General features: G+C 62.1%; 11 protein-coding genes. 6 read left to right on the top strand and 5 right to left on the bottom strand.

The window, feature by feature from the left end:
- The first annotated feature begins 67 nt into the window (after positions 1–67).
- From acs to MOP44_RS26610, 3 genes are all read left to right on the top strand, one after another.
- Complete coding sequence (acs, locus tag MOP44_RS26620) at positions 68–2,053, top strand: acetate--CoA ligase (RefSeq protein ID WP_260793607.1); 1,986 nt, start codon at positions 68–70, stop codon at positions 2,051–2,053.
- 221 nt (positions 2,054–2,274) lie between these two features.
- The gene (locus MOP44_RS26615; protein ID WP_260793606.1) at positions 2,275–4,167 is read left to right on the top strand and encodes an aryl-sulfate sulfotransferase; all 1,893 of its coding nucleotides are present in this window, start codon (positions 2,275–2,277) and stop codon (positions 4,165–4,167) included.
- Positions 4,168–4,443: 276 nt separating this feature from the next.
- A complete protein-coding gene (locus tag MOP44_RS26610) occupies positions 4,444–5,466 on the top strand; it encodes an alpha/beta fold hydrolase (protein WP_260793605.1) in 1,023 nt (340 codons plus the stop codon).
- Positions 5,467–5,664: 198 nt separating this feature from the next.
- On the opposite strand, the gene MOP44_RS26605 is transcribed toward MOP44_RS26610, so the two are convergent.
- A complete protein-coding gene (locus MOP44_RS26605) occupies positions 5,665–5,892 on the bottom strand; it encodes a hypothetical protein (RefSeq protein ID WP_260793604.1) in 228 nt (75 codons plus the stop codon).
- A gap of 663 nt (positions 5,893–6,555) precedes the next feature.
- On the opposite strand from MOP44_RS26605, the gene MOP44_RS26600 reads away from it, so the two are divergent.
- The 3 genes from MOP44_RS26600 (at position 6,556) to MOP44_RS26590 (ending at position 10,736) form a co-directional block, all read left to right on the top strand.
- Complete coding sequence (locus MOP44_RS26600) at positions 6,556–7,188, top strand: hypothetical protein (protein ID WP_260793603.1); 633 nt, start codon at positions 6,556–6,558, stop codon at positions 7,186–7,188.
- A gap of 524 nt (positions 7,189–7,712) precedes the next feature.
- Entirely contained in the window at positions 7,713–9,308 is a 1,596-nt protein-coding gene (locus MOP44_RS26595) for a lipase maturation factor family protein (protein ID WP_260793602.1), read from the top strand.
- Positions 9,309–9,323: 15 nt separating this feature from the next.
- Complete coding sequence (locus tag MOP44_RS26590) at positions 9,324–10,736, top strand: phytoene desaturase family protein (RefSeq protein WP_260793601.1); 1,413 nt, start codon at positions 9,324–9,326, stop codon at positions 10,734–10,736.
- Here the strand turns inward: MOP44_RS26590 and MOP44_RS26585 are convergent.
- The 4 genes from MOP44_RS26585 to MOP44_RS26570 all read right to left on the bottom strand — a co-directional run bounded on the left by MOP44_RS26585 (position 10,716) and on the right by MOP44_RS26570 (position 15,974).
- Complete coding sequence (locus MOP44_RS26585; protein ID WP_260793600.1) at positions 10,716–11,948, bottom strand: acetate/propionate family kinase; 1,233 nt, start codon at positions 11,946–11,948, stop codon at positions 10,716–10,718. The genes MOP44_RS26590 and MOP44_RS26585 overlap by 21 nt on opposite strands.
- A gap of 138 nt (positions 11,949–12,086) precedes the next feature.
- Positions 12,087–13,229: an acyltransferase family protein gene (locus MOP44_RS26580; RefSeq protein WP_260793599.1), complete on the bottom strand. Its 1,143-nt coding sequence runs from the start codon at positions 13,227–13,229 to the stop codon at positions 12,087–12,089.
- A complete protein-coding gene (gene proC, locus MOP44_RS26575; protein ID WP_260793598.1) occupies positions 13,226–14,080 on the bottom strand; it encodes a pyrroline-5-carboxylate reductase in 855 nt (284 codons plus the stop codon). The genes MOP44_RS26580 and proC overlap by 4 nt, the downstream gene beginning before the upstream one ends.
- Before the next feature lie 97 nt (positions 14,081–14,177).
- Complete coding sequence (locus MOP44_RS26570; protein ID WP_260793597.1) at positions 14,178–15,974, bottom strand: DUF885 domain-containing protein; 1,797 nt, start codon at positions 15,972–15,974, stop codon at positions 14,178–14,180.
- Positions 15,975–16,017: the final 43 nt, after the last annotated feature.

Here is a 16,017-nt window from a genome sequence, read left to right as displayed (position 1 = left end):
CTCTCGCAAGCGCGCTGTCCTGAATTCGCGCACGGAGTCTTCTTTCCCTACAAAAAAGGACGCATATATGTCTTCCACTCCCGCTGCTGGCCTGCAGAATCTTGATTCCACGCTTCGCGAAGACCGCATCTTTCCTCCTCCCGCCGAGTTCAGCGCCCACGCCCACATCAAGTCCATCGAAGAGTACGAAACCCTCTACAAGCAATCCATCGAAGATCCTGAAACCTTCTGGGCCGGCGCCGCCAAAGAACTCCACTGGTTCAAGCAGTGGGACAAAGTCCTCGAGTGGGATCTGCCCTGGGCCAAGTGGTTCGTCGGAGGCCAGTTCAACATCTCCTACAACTGCGTCGACCGCCACGCTCTCGGCGCCCGCGCCAACAAGACCGCCATCCTCTGGGAAGGAGAGCCCGGCGAAGTCCGCCGCCTCACCTACGCTGAACTCCACACCGAGGTCCAGCGCTTCGCCAACGCCCTCAAGGTCATGGGGATCCACAAGGGCGATCGCGTCGCCGTTTACATGGGCATGACCCCAGAGCTCGCCATCGCGCTGCTCGCCTGCGCCCGCATCGGCGCCGTGCACTCCGTCATCTTCGGGGGATTCGCCGCCAACGCCATCGCCGATCGCGTCAACGACTGCTCCTGCGTCGCCATCATCACCCAGGACACCAGCTACCGCCGCGGCACCGAGATTCAGCTCAAGCGCACCGTCGACGAAGCCATGCCCGCCTGCCCCACCGTCAAAAACGTCATCGTCTACAAGCGCACCGGCTCGCCCGTCCATATGGTCACCGGTCGCGACTGGTGGTGGCACGATCTCGTCGCCAATGCCCCCACTGAGTGCCCCGCCGAGCCCCTCGACTCCGAGCATCCCCTCTACGTCCTCTACACCTCCGGCTCCACCGGCAAGCCCAAAGGCCTCCTCCACACCACCGGCGGCTACGCGGTCCAGACCTACCTCACCTCCAAGTACGTCTTCGATCTCCAGGAAAATGACGTCTACTGGTGCACCGCCGATATCGGCTGGGTCACCGGCCATTCCTACGTCGTCTACGGCCCCCTCCAGAACGGCGCAACCGTCCTCATGTACGAGGGCGCGCCCAACTTCCCTGACTTCTCGCGCTTCTGGAAAATCATCGACGACCACAAGGTCACCATCTTCTACACCGCCCCCACCGCCATCCGCGCCTTCATCAAGTGGGGCCACCAGTTCATCGACAACTACAAGCTCGACTCCCTTCGCCTCCTCGGCACCGTCGGCGAGCCCATCAACCCTGAAGCCTGGATGTGGTACCGCGAGAAGATCGGCCACAACCGCTGCCCCATCGTCGACACCTGGTGGCAGACCGAAACCGGCGCCATGATGATCACGCCCATCCCCGGCGCCATCCCCACCAAGCCGGGCTCGGCCACCCGCCCCTTCTTCGGAATCCAGGCGGAAGTCGTCACCCGGCCCGACGCAGACGGCAACTTCCATGAGGTTCCCAAGGGCTCCGGTGGCCTGCTCGTCATCCGCAAGCCCTGGCCCTCCATGGCCCGTACCATCTACGGCGACCCCGAGCGCTACAAGAAGACCTACTGGTCCGATGTCCCCGGCTGCTACTTCACCGGCGACGGCGCGCGCCAGGACGCCGACGGCTGCTTCTGGCTCATGGGCCGCGTCGACGACGTCATCAACGTCTCCGGCCACCGTCTCGGCACTATGGAAGTCGAGTCCGCCCTCGTCGCCCATCCCAAGGTCGCCGAAGCCGCCGTCGTCGGCCGCCCCGACGACCTCAAGGGCCAGGCCATCGCCGCCTTCGTCACTCTCGAAAGCGGCAACCCGCCGTCGGACGCCCTCAAGGACGAGCTGAAAAAGTGGGTCGCCAAAGAAATCGGCGCCCTCGCCCGCCCAGACGACATTCGCTTTACGGAAGCCTTACCCAAAACCCGCAGCGGCAAGATCATGCGCCGCCTCCTCCGCGAGCTGGCCACCCACGGCGAAATCAAAGGCGACACCACCACCCTCGAAGACTTCACCGTAATCGCCAAACTCCGCGAAGCCGAAGAAGGCTGAGAGCTTTCCTTTTCGACCGCTAGTTCCACCACGGAGATGGGTGCCCCAGGTCCCCGGTTTTGGGACTTGGGAAACCACGAACCCAACCCAGCCGCCAGAGCGTTCCTGCGCGAAAAAGGTGGGAGACTACGAACCCCGCCCAGCCTCGGCGGCGAAGCCGCAGTTGGCCGCACCGCAGGTGCCCGCGTAACCTTGTTGCTTGAATTCCGTCAAGGGTATCGATGGTCTCTTCCCCCGCACTTGATCGATCCAGCGTCTTCCTGCGTCTTCTCCTGCCCCTCGCCTTCTCCGCGCTCCTCGCTGGCTGCAGCAACCTCCAGCTTGCCGCCCCCGGATCCGGCCCTCAGCCTCCTTCAGGCCCACCACCTAATCCCGGAGGCAACGGAACTGTCACCATCACGCCGCAGGTTGCTGCCATCGCTCCCGGTCAGACCGTCCGCTTCTCCGCCAGCGCCACCAACGGCGGAGCCATCCAGTGGTCCGTCTCCGGCGGCGGCGCAATCGACCAGTCCGGCAACTACACCGCACCCCCCTCCATCGTCCAGAGCGAAAACGTCACCGTCACCGCCGCCCTCAGTTCCAATCCCGCCCAGGACTACGCCACCGCCGTGGTGTCCGTCATCCAGCCCGGCACCATCGCCTGCCCTGACACCACTGGCAATCCCCAGGTCGCCCAGTACACGGTCTACCTGCCCGCTCCCGGCAATGTTCAGGTTGATTTCGGCCCCACCTCGGGCTATGGCCGCAACACCTGGCGGCGTCCCACCCCCTCCGCCAATGGTGGACAGGTCCAGCTCTGGGTGGCCGGCATGCTCGGCAACACCCGCTATCACATACGCGGCACCGCCTTCCTCAGCAACGGAGCCGTATTCACGGATGCCGACCAGACCTGCACCACCGGCACTCCGCCGCCCACCTCTCCCGTCCAGGTCACCGCTTCCGGCACTCCCCAGCCGGGCATCGAGCTCTGGAACACGGTCTTGCCGATGACCGACTCCCAGGCCTTCGCCACCGATCTCAGCGGCAATGTCATCTGGACCTACGCCTACAAGCACAGCCCCAGCGACATCCTCCAGGGCGTCCAGCTGTTGCCCAACGGCAACCTGCTCATGCTCATCTCATTCCTCTCGTCCACCAATCCCCACAACGAGAGCAGCCTCATTAACGAGGTCCGCGAGGTCGACCTCGCCGGCAACACCATCCGTTCCGTCAAAGTGGCAGACCTCAACACCAAACTCGCCGCGTCCACATCCCTTCACGACGCCGGCGGCGCGCCCTACAACTTCAGAGGCTTCCATCATGACGTGGTTCCGCTTCCCAACGGTCACCTGGTCATCCTCGCCGATTACGCAAAAGTCTTCAGCAATCTCCCCGGCGCTTCCGGTCCCACCGCGGTTCTAGGCGACGCCATCGTCGACGTCGACCCCGACGGCAACCCTGACTGGGTCTGGAGCTCCTTCGATCACCTCGACATCAATCGCCACCCCATGAACTTCCCCGACTGGACGCATTCCAACAACATGCTCTACTCGGCCGACGACCATAACCTGCTGCTCTCCATGCGCCACCAGAACTGGATCATCAAAATCGAATTCCTCGACGGCCTCGGCTCCGGAAAAGTCCTCTGGCATCTCGGCAAAGACGGCGACTTCAAGCTCATCAACGGCACTGATCCCACTGACTGGTTCTACGCCCAGCACGGCATGAACTACGCCAGCTCCAACACCACCGGCGTCTTCCGACTCGTCCTCATGGACAACGGCAACGACCGCTTCTATCCCTCCGGACAGGTCCTCTGTAATCCCCTTGCCGGAACCCCGCCCCCCACCTGCTATTCCACCATTCCAGTGATCGATGTCGACGAGCGCGCCATGACCGCAACCCTCGTCCATCACTATCAGCCCGGTCCTGCCGACTTCAGCTACTTCGGAGGCAACGCCGAGCTCCTTGCCAACGGCGACTTCGAAGCCGCCTTCGCCTCCACCCACAACGGCGGCATCGTGCAGGAGCTCGATCCCAACTCGCTCAATGTAATCTGGCAGGCCGCAACCCCCGGCGCATCGCAGTACCACGTCAATCGCTGGGCCAGCCTCTATCCCGGCGTCCAGTGGTGACTTCGAGCAACCCAGCCGCCTGATCGTTCCAGCACGAAAAAGAGTGCCCCATGTCTTCGCCTTTCGAGACCTGGGAAACTGCGAACCCCAACCCAGCCTCGGCGCGAAGCCGCGCTTGGCCGCACGCGGGTTCTATTCGGAAAATGACGCGCCTCGCGCGCAGCCCACGCATCTCCTATTCCAGTAGAAGTAATGACTCGGAGCGGCTAATTGAGGCCGCACATCGCAACGTGCGTTTGCGAAACGATCCTTTCCCCCACACGCAAGGAGACACCTTTGGATTCCAATAACATGTTCTCGCGCCGCCAACTTCTCGAACTCGCAGGGTTCTCTGCTGGAGCCACCCTCCTGGGCCACGCGCTGCCTCACACCGCAAACGCCAATTCCACTGCGTCTGTTGCATCCTTCGGCCCCATCAAGCAGATCGACGCGGGCTTGCTCAGCATCGGCTACGCGGAACAGGGCCCGAGCGACGGAGTCCCAGTGATCCTGTTGCACGGCTGGCCCTATGACATCTACAGCTTCGTCGATGTCGCACCGATTCTGGCATCCCGTGGATACCGCGTCTTTGTCCCCTTCCTGCGCGGATACGGCAGCACGCGTTTCCTCTCGGACCAGACAATGCGCAACGGCCAGCCGTCGGCTCTTGCTCTCGACACCGTCGCCTTCATGGACGCTCTCAAGCTGGACAAAGCCATCCTCGCGGGCTTCGATTGGGGCGCCCGCACCGCCGACATCGTTGCCGCTCTCTGGCCTCAGAGAACCAAAGCCCTGGTCTCCGTGAGCGGCTACCTCATTGGCAGCCAGGAAGCCGGCAAGGCCCCTCTGCCTCCCAGCGCCGAGCTGCAATGGTGGTATCAGTTCTACTTCGCCACAGATCGCGGCCGTGCCGGATACGACAAATATCGCCGCGATTTCGCCAGGCTCATCTGGCAGCTCGCCTCGCCGAAATGGAACTTCGATGACGCAACCTTCGCGCGAAGCGCAGCCGCCTTCGACAATCCCGATCACGTTGCCATCGTCGTCCACAATTACCGCTGGCGGCTAGGCCTCGCGGAAGGGGAGCCGAAGTACGACGCCTACGAGAAGCAGCTGGCGCAAGCCCCGCAGATCACCGTGCCGACCATCACCATCGAAGGCGATGCCAACGGTGCTCCCCATCCCGCTCCTGCTTCCTACGCAAAACGGTTCTCGGGCAAGTACGAACACCGCAACATCACCGGCGGCATCGGACACAACCTTCCCCAGGAAGCCCCGCAGGCCTTCGCCCAGGCAGTCATCGACGCCGACAAACTCTAACGCTGAGTTCCCCCGGTCTCTCGCATTTGGGAGTCCGGGTGGAATGCCAGCCCGGTCCTGAGCCCTGCAAACAAGCTCGTTCCCTTACAGAAGTGTCATCCCGAAAGGTCGCGCGTCTTCTCAGCGGGCTGAGGGATCCGCAGTTGCTCTTCGCGTTACTTCAGTTTGGCGGTGACTCGCGAACAGCATCGTTCGGAACTAATTTGGAGTTGTTGCTGTCGGATCTGGAACCAGAATGGCGAGCGTGTTCGACGTGACGGTTACGCTTTGACCAGGGTGGTCGGGGTCAGTTTCCCGCGCAATCGTGATTTCGTATTTGCCAGGTTTAGACATGTCGTAACGTCCGCCGACCAAAAGATAGTCATACGATGTGTAGCCCGGCGGGATTTTGCCAGGAAGGTCGAGCTTGCAATATGCACGCCTCATCTCGGCTTCACGCTGACGCCGGTCTGCCCCGTTGCGTTCCTCGATCGGGACACCGTTGTATACAACCTTGGCTGTGTACAGACCCCGGAGCACAGCGCACCCGTCGGAGTGACGTGGTTCCTTCGATATGTTTGTCAGGCCGATTTCTATCCTGTACATACCAGGGCCACGCCAATCATGTCGATAATCGGAGATTCTCAGGGAGAACCATGGCGATCCTGGCGATCCCTTGTCCCTTTTCTGAGCAAGAATGCACGCACTCGCACATAGCATTACAACAACAAGCACCGAAGACTTCTTGACTAGACATCGCATGTAAACCTATAGACACTGAACGCCGATAAAGTGTTCCAGCGAAGTCGGTTTCTGAATTCTGATCGGCTCGAAATTAGCCAAACTTGAATTCTGGGCCTATTGTCGCCCATTCGGAAGTTAGGCATCTCATCCCGCCGAACGTGCCCGTGCCAAATCGTTGTCAAGCCCCCTTCCTGTGGAAAACAGGCCTAACCCGATGAATCTACTCACTCCAAAATGTGGAAAACTAATTGCCGATTACTGTTCCAATTTGCTAGCCTATTAATAGGAGCAAAAACAGTGCCCGCCGGACACCAATCCGGCGGGCATTTTCTTTTGCCCAAAAATCCGCTTTCAAAGGAAATTCCTATGTCTTCACCCGACGAGATCACCGTCAACTCCGCCGTCCAGCGCTGCGTCAACGCCTGGCGCGAAGCCCTCACTCGCAAAAACTGCAAGGACCCTATCGACCCCGGTGTCTGGGAGCGCGACTACGCCGGCAAAGCCTACCGCAAGGCCCTCCCGTGGCTCTCCACCCCTGACAACGTCGACGCCTTCATAGCCTGCGTCGCCCAGGGACTCGCCATCGGCGCCATCGACCCCTCTCACGCTACCAAATTGCTCTATGCCGCCCAGGTCGCCATCACCTCCCGCCGCGCCCGCCTCCAAGCCGACAAAGAAGCCCGCGCCCAAAAGGCCGAACACGCGAAGAAGGTGGCGAGTACCCCCACCCCCTCCCCGCTGAGTACCAATGGCATCCCGGGCAGGAAGGTCGGCGAAGCCGCAGTGGCCGCACCGCAGGTGCCGGCGCCCTCTAGCGCAATCAACAACTTACAACCGCAAAAGCCCAAACCAGCACCGAAGGCGCCCTCCTCAAAGGATGACTTGACCAGCCACGTCCAAGTCATGCTCGAGCGGATCCTCGCGGGCAAACCAATCGATCAGGTGCCCCTCACTCCCTGGAAGAAGACACCCCTTCCCCCCCAGGCACACACCCGCTGACTCGCTGGCTCGCTCGCGCGCAGCGCGCTGACTTGCTGCACTTGTAAGAAGAAAGAGACGTACCCCCCACCCCCCGGTGAGGCAAGAACCGCGCCGCAGGCGCAGTTTGGCCGCGCCGCCGGTGCCGCCAGCTCGCGAAAAGAGGACCATCACCCAGCCCATGAATCGCCGCTTCACCCCACGCCCAAACGCACGACAGGAAATCCCTGCCCAAATCCCCATTCCCCTCCCATGCAAGAATGGCGCCGCAGGTGCCTGCCCAAAGACGAGCCGGACCACCTGATCACCTGACCACCGGCCCCATTCACACCCTCGCACCGCCCTCCCGATCACCCCCCTGCTCAGCGGCATCCTCCTCGTCAAGTACTCCATAGCCACACCTGACCCCCCCCACCCTCCTCGTATACCCACTTCCTCTTCAAGCAGCGATCGATTCAACGCGCAGCCGACGCGATCTGTGCGCACGAGGCAGAGTGGGTAGCCCGCGCCGGGAAGTGCAACCGGGCATTTGTGGCGGGCCTCCAATGACCATGGAGAAAGCGATCTCCACCCTGCGGCGGTGGTTCGATCCTCAGATGGGCGCGCGCAATGGCTTTGCGGCGCGCTGGATCTGGGTGCGGGCGCTGGCGCTGATTTACTTCTCCGCATTCTTCTCGCTGCTGTTCCAAATCAAAGGATTGATCGGGCCGGAGGGGATTGAGCCGGCGGGCGTGTATCTGCGCGCGATTGCGCAGTACTACGGGCGCACGGCGTGGTGGCATGCGCCGACGCTGTTCTGGTTCTCGTCGAGCTCGGCGGCCGTGATGACGGTGACGTGGCTCGGGATTGCCGCGTCGTTGCTGGCGTTCTGCAACGTGTGGCCGCGCGCGAATCTCTTCGTGTGCTGGATCTGCTTTCTGTCCTTTGTGACTTCGGCCGGGGATTTCTCGAGTTATCAGTCGGACGGCATGCTGCTGGAGGCGGGATTCATCTCGCTGTTTTTTGCGCCGCCGGGGTTGTGGCCGGGGCTCGCGGCGGAGCGGCCGTCGTCGCAGATCAGCTTGTGGCTGCTGCGCTGGGAGTGGTTCCGGATCTATTTCGAGTCGGGGATTGTGAAGGAGCTGAGCGGCGATCCGCAGTGGCGCAACTTCACCGCGATGGATGAGTACTACCAGAACAGCCCGCTGCCCACATGGATCGGTTGGTATGTGCAGCACTTGCCGCACTGGTTTCATGCGGCAAGCGTGGTGGGCACTCTGTTGCTGGAGTTTGTGCTGGTGTGGATGCTGTTCTTTCCGCGGCGGGTGCGGTTGATCTGCTTTTTGATTGTGACGCCGTGGGAGATCGGAGTGATTCTCACGGGGAATTATGCGTTCCTGAATTACATCGTGCTGGCGCTTGGGTTTCTGCTGCTGGATGACGTTTACCTGAGACGAGTTTTGCCGGTTCGCTTCAGGGATTTGTGGTGGAGAGAGAGTTCTCCCGCCCAAGCAGACCTTAGACGGGGCACACGCGTTCGGCAGGGATTGCATGCGGCGGGAGTGGTGCTATCGGGGGTCGTCCTGCTGTGGATTGGATATGCTACGACGGCGGAGATGCTGGGCATGATCGGCGTGAGCGTGTTGCCGATGAAGCCGGTTACGCTGCTCGAGCCATTCCGCATCGCGAATCAATATGGGCTGTTTGCGGTGATGACGCGCGGCCGGTACGAGATTGAGTTTCAGGGGTCGGAGGATGGTGAGAACTGGCAGCCGTATCTGTTTACGCACAAACCGCAGCTCTTGAATGAGGCTCCGCGGATTTATGCGCCCTATCAGCCGCGGTTCGACTGGAATTTGTGGTTCGCATCGCTCGGCAACTGGCAGCAGAACGAGTTCGTGCCCTCCACCGAAGAGAAGCTTTTAATGAACGATCGCGACGTGGTGGGGCTGTTTCGCAGCGATCCGTTTAATGGCAAGGCTCCGCGATTTGTGCGTGCGGTGCTGTGGCAGTACTGGTTTACGAGCATCGAAGAGAAGCGAAAGACGGGCAACTGGTGGCGGCGCACGATGCTGGGGCTGTATGCTCCGGCTATCGAGCGCACGCCGGATGGGCAGTTCGAGATTTCGGCGCCTCCGGATGCGTTGCCGCGGCACGACTAGACCCGCCTGGGAGAGATGATGCGAGCCAATGTGATTGGTGCGGGACCGAACGGGTTGTCGGCAGCGGTGGTGCTCGCCGCAGCGGGGCTGCAGGTGGAGGTGTTCGAGGCGGAGCAGCAGCCGGGCGGCGCGGCGCGCACCATGGAGCTGACGCTGCCGGGCTTCAGGAATGACTTTGGTTCGGCGGTGTATCCGCTGGGCGTGGGCTCGCCTTTTTTCAATACCTTGCCGGCGGCAGAACTGGGGCTCGAATGGGTGCATGGCGAGGCTTGCGTCGCGCATCCGCTGGATGATGGCTCCGCGGTGTTTCTTGAGGACACGCTCGAGGCGCAGGAGTGGGAGCTGGGCGCCGATGGGAAGGCATGGGTTGATCTGATGCGGCCCGCGGCGGAGCGGTGGTGGGATTTCGCAGAAGACGTGTTGCGGCCGCCGCTGCATGTGCCGAAGCACCCGTTTTTGATGGCGCGGTTTGGATTGCATGCGGTGCAGTCAGCGGATGCGCTGGCAGGGCGATTCAAGACGGATCGCGCGAAGGCGCTGCTGGGCGGAATAGTAGGGCACTCGCTGCTGTCGTTCGATCAGTTGATGAGCGCCGCAGTAGGGATGATGTTTGGAGCGAGCGCGCCGGCGGTTGGGTGGCCGGTGGCGAAGGGCGGAGCGCAGGCGATTCCGAATGCATTGATCCGGAGGCTGGAGCAACTGGGCGGAGTGGTGCATACCGGCAGACGCATTGATTCGCTTGACGAGATTGATACGCGGGATGCGGTGACGATGTGCGATGTGACGGCGCATCAGTTGCTGAAGATCGCAGGGCCGCGGCTGAGTCCAATTTATCGGCGCACGCTGGAGCGATTTGAGTACGGGCCGGGGGCGTTCAAGATTGACTATGCGCTGTCAGAGCCGATTCCGTGGAAGGCCGCTGATTGCCGGCGAGCGATGACGGTGCACCTGGGAGGCACGTATGCGGAGATTGCGCATTCCGAGTACGAAGTGTGGAAGGGACGGATTGCGGAGCGGCCCTATGTGCTGCTGACCCAGCCCTCGCTGTACGACGAGACGCGCGCGCCTGCCGGCAAGCACACCGCGTGGGCGTATTGCCACGTGCCGAATGGGTCGAAGGTCGATCGCACCCAGGCAATGGAAGATCAGATTGAGCGGTTTGCACCGGGGTTCCGCGATTGCGTGCTGGCGCGGCGGGTGTCAGGGCCTGCGGAACTCGAGAGCATGGACGCGAACCTGAGCGGCGGCGACATTAATGCGGGGGCGTTCCACATGAAGCAGGTGCTGTTCCGGCCGGGGATTCGCATGTATCGCACGGGAACGAAGGGATTGTATCTGTGTTCCGCGTCGACTCCGCCGGGCGGCGGAGTCCACGGCATGTGCGGGTATAACGCCGCGCAGGCAGCGCTACGCGATCTGCGCCTCTAGCTTTGCAGGTGCGGGCTGCTCGGTAAGCAGGCGCATGACGTGATTCACAATCATCAGGTCTTCAGCCGGCGGGATCACTCGCACGGTCACGAGCGAGTCTTCCGCGGAGATGGTAGCTTCGCCGCGGACGTTGTTGTGTGCTGCATCGAGCTTGATGCCGAGCGCTTCGAGGCCGGTGCAGATCTCGGCGCGGGAGGCGATGTCGTTCTCACCAATGCCTCCGGTGAAAACGAGCATGTCGAGGCCGCCGAGTTCAGCGACGAAGCCGCCGATCCATTTCTGCAGCGTCCACACGAACTTGTCGACAGCGAGGCGCGCCTTGGCGTTGCCGTCTTTGATGGCGTCACGCAGGTCGCGCATGTCGTTGGAGAGTTCGCTCACGCCGAGCAGGCCGGACTTCTTGCTGACCAGCGTCTCGAGCTTGTCGGCGGCTTGCTTGGCGCTCACGCCGGTTTCAGCAATCTTGTTGAGCATGAAGAGAACCACGCCGGGATCGATGTCGCCCGTGCGCGTGCCGCTGATGATGCCGCCTGTGGGGGTGAGGCCCATCGATGTATCGACGCATTTTCCGTCGCGGATGGCGGTGATGGATGCGCCGTTGCCGAGGTGGGCGACGATGAGCTTCTGAGGCACGTCGGGCTGGAGCTGATGGATGATCGATTCGTAGGAGATGCCGTGATAGCCGTAGCGGCGCACGCCCATCGCGACGAACTCGGCGGGGATGGGCATGGCTTTCACGAGCTCGGACATAGTGCGGTGAAAGTAGGTGTCGAGCACGGCGAAGTTGGGCACGCCGGGGAAGAGCTTGAGCGCCTGCCGCATGATGTAGACGGCGATCGGCGTGTGCAGAGGCGCGAGTGCGGCGTAGCTCTCGATCTCGTCGACGAGTTCGGGAGTGATGATCTGGTTCTCACTGATGCCGGGGCCGCCGCAGACGGTGCGGTGGCCGATGGCTGCGGGGGCAGGGAACTTGCCGGAGTGAAGCGCGTCAGAGACGAGCGAGAATGCAACGGCGCGATTGGGCAGCGAGGGCGTTTCGTCGACGATCTTTTTGCCGTCGCGGTCTTTCATCCAGAACTTGCCGAGGTCGGTGCCGATGCCATCGACTGCGCCCTCGAAGAGCTTGTCGCGCTGACCGTCGCCTGCGTCGTAGATGCAGAACTTGATGGAGGATGAGCCGCTGTTCAGGACGAGAACGGGAAAAGACGCCATGGATAAATGCCTCGCGCTTCAAAGGATGGATTGGGCCGTCAGGGCTTGACCACTGTTCAGGCTAACAGCGGGTGAGTCAAACGCGAGTGACTGTGGTCACGGGAGGTTGAAGCTGGGCGATCGGGTTCTTCGAGCCCGTCAGCGCTCGAAGTAGCGCTTCAGCTTGAGGATACGGGACTCGAAGCCGTACCAGAGGATTGTGGCTACGGCGGTGCATACCGCGAGGCGGAACGCGACAACCGCGAGGTCGCCGAGGGTGCCATAGGCGTCCATGCGCGCATCGAACCAGCCGTAGTAGATGAAGACCATGATGTGCGTCATGTACATGCCGTAGCTGATACGGCCGTAGAAGGGAAGTGGTCCTCGCCTCAGAAGGGCATTGACCGGGTTGCGAAAGCCCGTAGCCGCAATGGACGAGAGAACTGCGCCGCCGAATCCGCAGGTGAGAGCAGAGTCGAGGAAAGCGGTTCCGCCGGCGACGGTTCCGGCGAGCGTGAAGCCGATGACGATTGCGCAGAGCCCGAGGATGAGCCAGGTACGGCGGCCCCACGCAACTGTGTAGAGGCCGAGCGCGAGCAGGCTGCCCATGGCGATGCCGTCGAGATGCGTGAGGGTGTGGGTCTTGGTGATCCACACGAAGTGGGTTGTGCGGAAGAGCGGCGACGCGATGAGCGCGGTGGCCAACGCGCCGGCGAGCATCCACGGCTTGCGCAGGACGCGAACAAGCGGCGCCCAGAGCAGGTAGTACTGCTCTTCGATCGCGAGTGACCAGGTGGGGCCGAGTCCGGCGGGCAGATCGAGATGAAACAGGTTCTGAATGAAGAGCAGGTAAGCCCACCACGGTGCGGTGCGGATGGCCTGCGCAACCGGCATGCCCACGAACCAGTCGGCTTTGAGATAGCAGACGGCGAGGGCGAGCAGATACACGGGCCAGATGCGCAGGGCGCGGCGGGCATAAAAATTGCGGAAGTAGTGCGGCTTCTCGCGTGATTCAAGCAGGATTGAAGTGATCAGGAATCCGGAGAGGACGAAAAAGAGGTTGACGCCCGTCCAGCCCCAGAGCGAGGCCGAATAAAACGGCGTGCGCTGAAAGCGCGGATGCGAATGGTAGAGGACGACGAGGAGCACGGCAATGCCGCGCAGTCCCTGGAGTTCAGGGATGTAAGAGGGGAGCCAGGTGGGACGCGCAGGTCTGCTGGGCGTAGGTGTTCCTACTAGATCGTCGTGTAATGAGGGCGCGGGCTCACGGTCCAGGCCCTCACGCTGTTCGCCCGTTGTCACCCTGCTGCCAGCTGCTTGGCGCGTTCCGTGGCGCGCATCACAGCTTTGATCAGCGTGACGCGGAGGCCGCCTTCTTCGAGTTCGAGGATGCCATCGATGGTACAGCCGGCAGGCGTGGTGACGGCGTCTTTGAGCAGGGCAGGATGATAGCCGGTTTCGAGCACCATTTTGCCCGCGCCGAAGACGGTTTGCGCGGCGAGTTGCGTGGCGGTGTCGCGGGGCAGGCCGACCTTTACGCCGGCTTCGGCCAACGCCTCGATGATGATGTAGATGTATGCGGGGCCAGAGGCGGAGAGGCCGGTGACCGCATCCATGTGCTTCTCGTCGACGACGACGGTGCGGCCGACGGTTTCGAAGATGCGCTGCGCGAGCTCCATCTGCTCAGGCTTGACGAAGCGGCCGCGGCACAGGCCTGCTGCGCCTGCTCCCAGGGCGGACGGCGTATTGGGCATGGCGCGGATTACGGCGATCTCCATGCCCGCGGCGTCTTCAATGGCGCGCGTTTTCACGCTGGCGGCGAAGGAGACGAGCGTCTTGGCGGGCGTGAGCGCGGGCTTGATCTGCTCGATCAGATCGGGCACCTGGAAGGGCTTGACGCCGAGCAGGATCAGGTCGGCTTTGCGCACGGCTTCGACGTTGTCGGTGCTCACGTCGACGCCCCACTGGGTGCTGAGCGCGAGTGCGCGCTCGGCGTGGCCGACGGTGGCGAAGATCTGCTCGGGCGCAAAGAGGTTCTGCTTCAGGAACGCCTGCAGAAGGATTCCGCCCATCTTTCCGGCGCCGAGCACGGCGACGGTTACGTTGGGGATTTGCGCGGGGACTTGAGCGGCCTCAACGGCGATGTCAGCCATTTGTTTCCTTGTCTCGCTTGATGATGGTGCTGAAAACAGGATACGCGCTGGACGCAGCCAACGGCCACCAGCGGGTTTCTCGAACGCGTCGGCGGGTCTATTTCTGCGTGGCGATCCAGGCTTCAATTTTAGTGACGAGCATGTCCATGGGCATGGCGCCTGAATCGACAACCTGATCGTGGAAGGCGCGGATATCGAACTTGCTGCCGAGCTCGGCCTTCGCCTTGTCGCGCAACTCGAGGATGGTCATCTGGCCGATTTTGTAGGCCAGCGCCTGACCGGGCCATGCGATGTAGCGATCGACCTCGGACTGCACTGTGGGCTCGTCGAGCGAGGAATGCGCGTGGAAGTAGTCGACCATCTCCTGGCGCGTCCAGTGTTGCGAATGCACGCCGGTGTCGACCACGAGACGGATGGCACGCCACATGTCGGCATCGAGGCGGCCGAAGTCGGAGTAAGGATCCTGGTAGAACCCAATGTCTTTACCGACTCGTTCGGAGTAGAGGGCCCAGCCTTCGACGAAGGCGGTGTACTCGTCGTGCTTGCGGAATTCGGGCACGCCCTCCTGCTCCTGTGCAATGGCGAACTGGAGATGATGGCCGGGCAGGCCTTCGTGATAAGAGATTGCTTCCACATTCAGAAGGCTACGGCTCGGCACGTTATAGAAGTTCACCCAGAGATGGCCGGGGCGGTTTGCTGTGGGCGAGCCGGGATCGTAGTAAGCGGGTGGCGCGGTCTTCTCCAGGTACTCAGGCATGCGCACGACTTCAAGCTTGTTCTTGGGCAGGCGGCCGAAGAGCTCGGGAAGCTTGGCCTGCATGTCGTTGACGTGGCCCTGATAGGTATCGAGGAGAGCCTGCGGCGAGGCGGGCTTGAGCTTGGGATTGTCTTTGAGGCTGGCGCGGAATGAGGCGAGATCTTTAAAGCCGAGCTTCTGCGCTATCGCCAGCATCTCGGTTTCGTCACGCTTCACTTCGTTGAGACCGATTTGGTGGATCTGATTGGCGGTGAGGTTCAGCGTAGTCTCGCGGTGGATGAGGAACTGGTAGTACTTTGCGCCATCGGGTATGGACGAGATGCCGGGCTCGTCGCGGCCGGCGGGAATGTAGCTGACTTCGAGGAAGCGTGCGAATCGCTGATAGGCGGGCAGGACGCGCTTGGAGATTGCGTTCAGAGTCTCAGTGCGGATGCGCTGCTGTTCCTTGGCGGCAATGGAGGCGGGGAATTTCTTCAGCGGTGAGGCGAGCGGCGAGTCTTCAGGCTTCTGATTGGCAAGCTCCTTCACTTGGTCCAGCGTCTGCTTGAGCAGATACTTCGGCGGCACGCGGTGGTCTTCGATGCCGATGGACATGTTCTCGGTGACCTGCGCGAAGGCGGTGGGAATCGCGTTCAGGCGGGCGATCCAGTCGTCGTAGTCCTTCACCTCGTTGAAGCTGAGGTGATTGGCGAGGCCTGGGTAGGTCTCGTAGATGCCGTGCATCTGGTCGACGGGCATCTCCCACTCTTTGAAGTCGGCGGCTTCAATGTCGTCCGCAAAATCGCGCAGGAGAAGCTCGCGGCTGGTCTTCTCGGCGTCGGTGAAGCCGGCGTCGTCGATGGCGCCGAGCTTGGTGAGGAAGTTCTGCTCCTGCTCAAGCCAAGCGTTAATCGCAGTCACGGAATAGTCGGAGATCTTGTCGTTCCAGCGCTTGTCGCCGAGGGCGGAGGCGAATTCGGGGCTGCGCTCCAGGTTGGCGGTCCAGTACTGCTGGAAAAGGGCGTTCATCGCGGCGCGGCGGTCGGCAACCGAGGCATTGTCGTTGGGCGCGGCGGGAGTGAGCTTCTGCGCGGCGGCAAAAGAGGAGAGCAGCAGGGCGGCGACGGCAGCGGCAGAAGAGAGGTGGATCAGGCGCAACGGGACAGTCCTCGGGTGAAGATGGCTTACTCGTCGAGTGTAG

It is taken from the genome of Occallatibacter riparius, from assembly GCF_025264625.1.
Lineage (GTDB): Bacteria > Acidobacteriota > Terriglobia > Terriglobales > Acidobacteriaceae > Telmatobacter > Telmatobacter riparius.
Note: the sequence above shows the minus strand (reverse complement) of the source record. Positions and strands in the feature narration are given on the sequence as shown.

Excerpts from the sequence above, each read along its gene's own strand:
- acs (WP_260793607.1), top strand. The coding sequence starts at position 68 with ATGTCTTCCACTCCCGCTGCTGGCCTGCAGAATCTTGATTCCACGCTT.
- MOP44_RS26615 (WP_260793606.1), top strand. The coding sequence starts at position 2,275 with ATGGTCTCTTCCCCCGCACTTGATCGATCCAGCGTCTTCCTGCGTCTT.
- MOP44_RS26605 (WP_260793604.1), bottom strand. The coding sequence starts at position 5,892 with ATGAGGCGTGCATATTGCAAGCTCGACCTTCCTGGCAAAATCCCGCCG.
- MOP44_RS26600 (WP_260793603.1), top strand. The coding sequence starts at position 6,556 with ATGTCTTCACCCGACGAGATCACCGTCAACTCCGCCGTCCAGCGCTGC.
- MOP44_RS26595 (WP_260793602.1), top strand. The coding sequence starts at position 7,713 with ATGACCATGGAGAAAGCGATCTCCACCCTGCGGCGGTGGTTCGATCCT.
- MOP44_RS26590 (WP_260793601.1), top strand. The coding sequence starts at position 9,324 with ATGATGCGAGCCAATGTGATTGGTGCGGGACCGAACGGGTTGTCGGCA.
- MOP44_RS26585 (WP_260793600.1), bottom strand. The coding sequence starts at position 11,948 with ATGGCGTCTTTTCCCGTTCTCGTCCTGAACAGCGGCTCATCCTCCATC.
- proC (WP_260793598.1), bottom strand. The coding sequence starts at position 14,080 with ATGGCTGACATCGCCGTTGAGGCCGCTCAAGTCCCCGCGCAAATCCCC.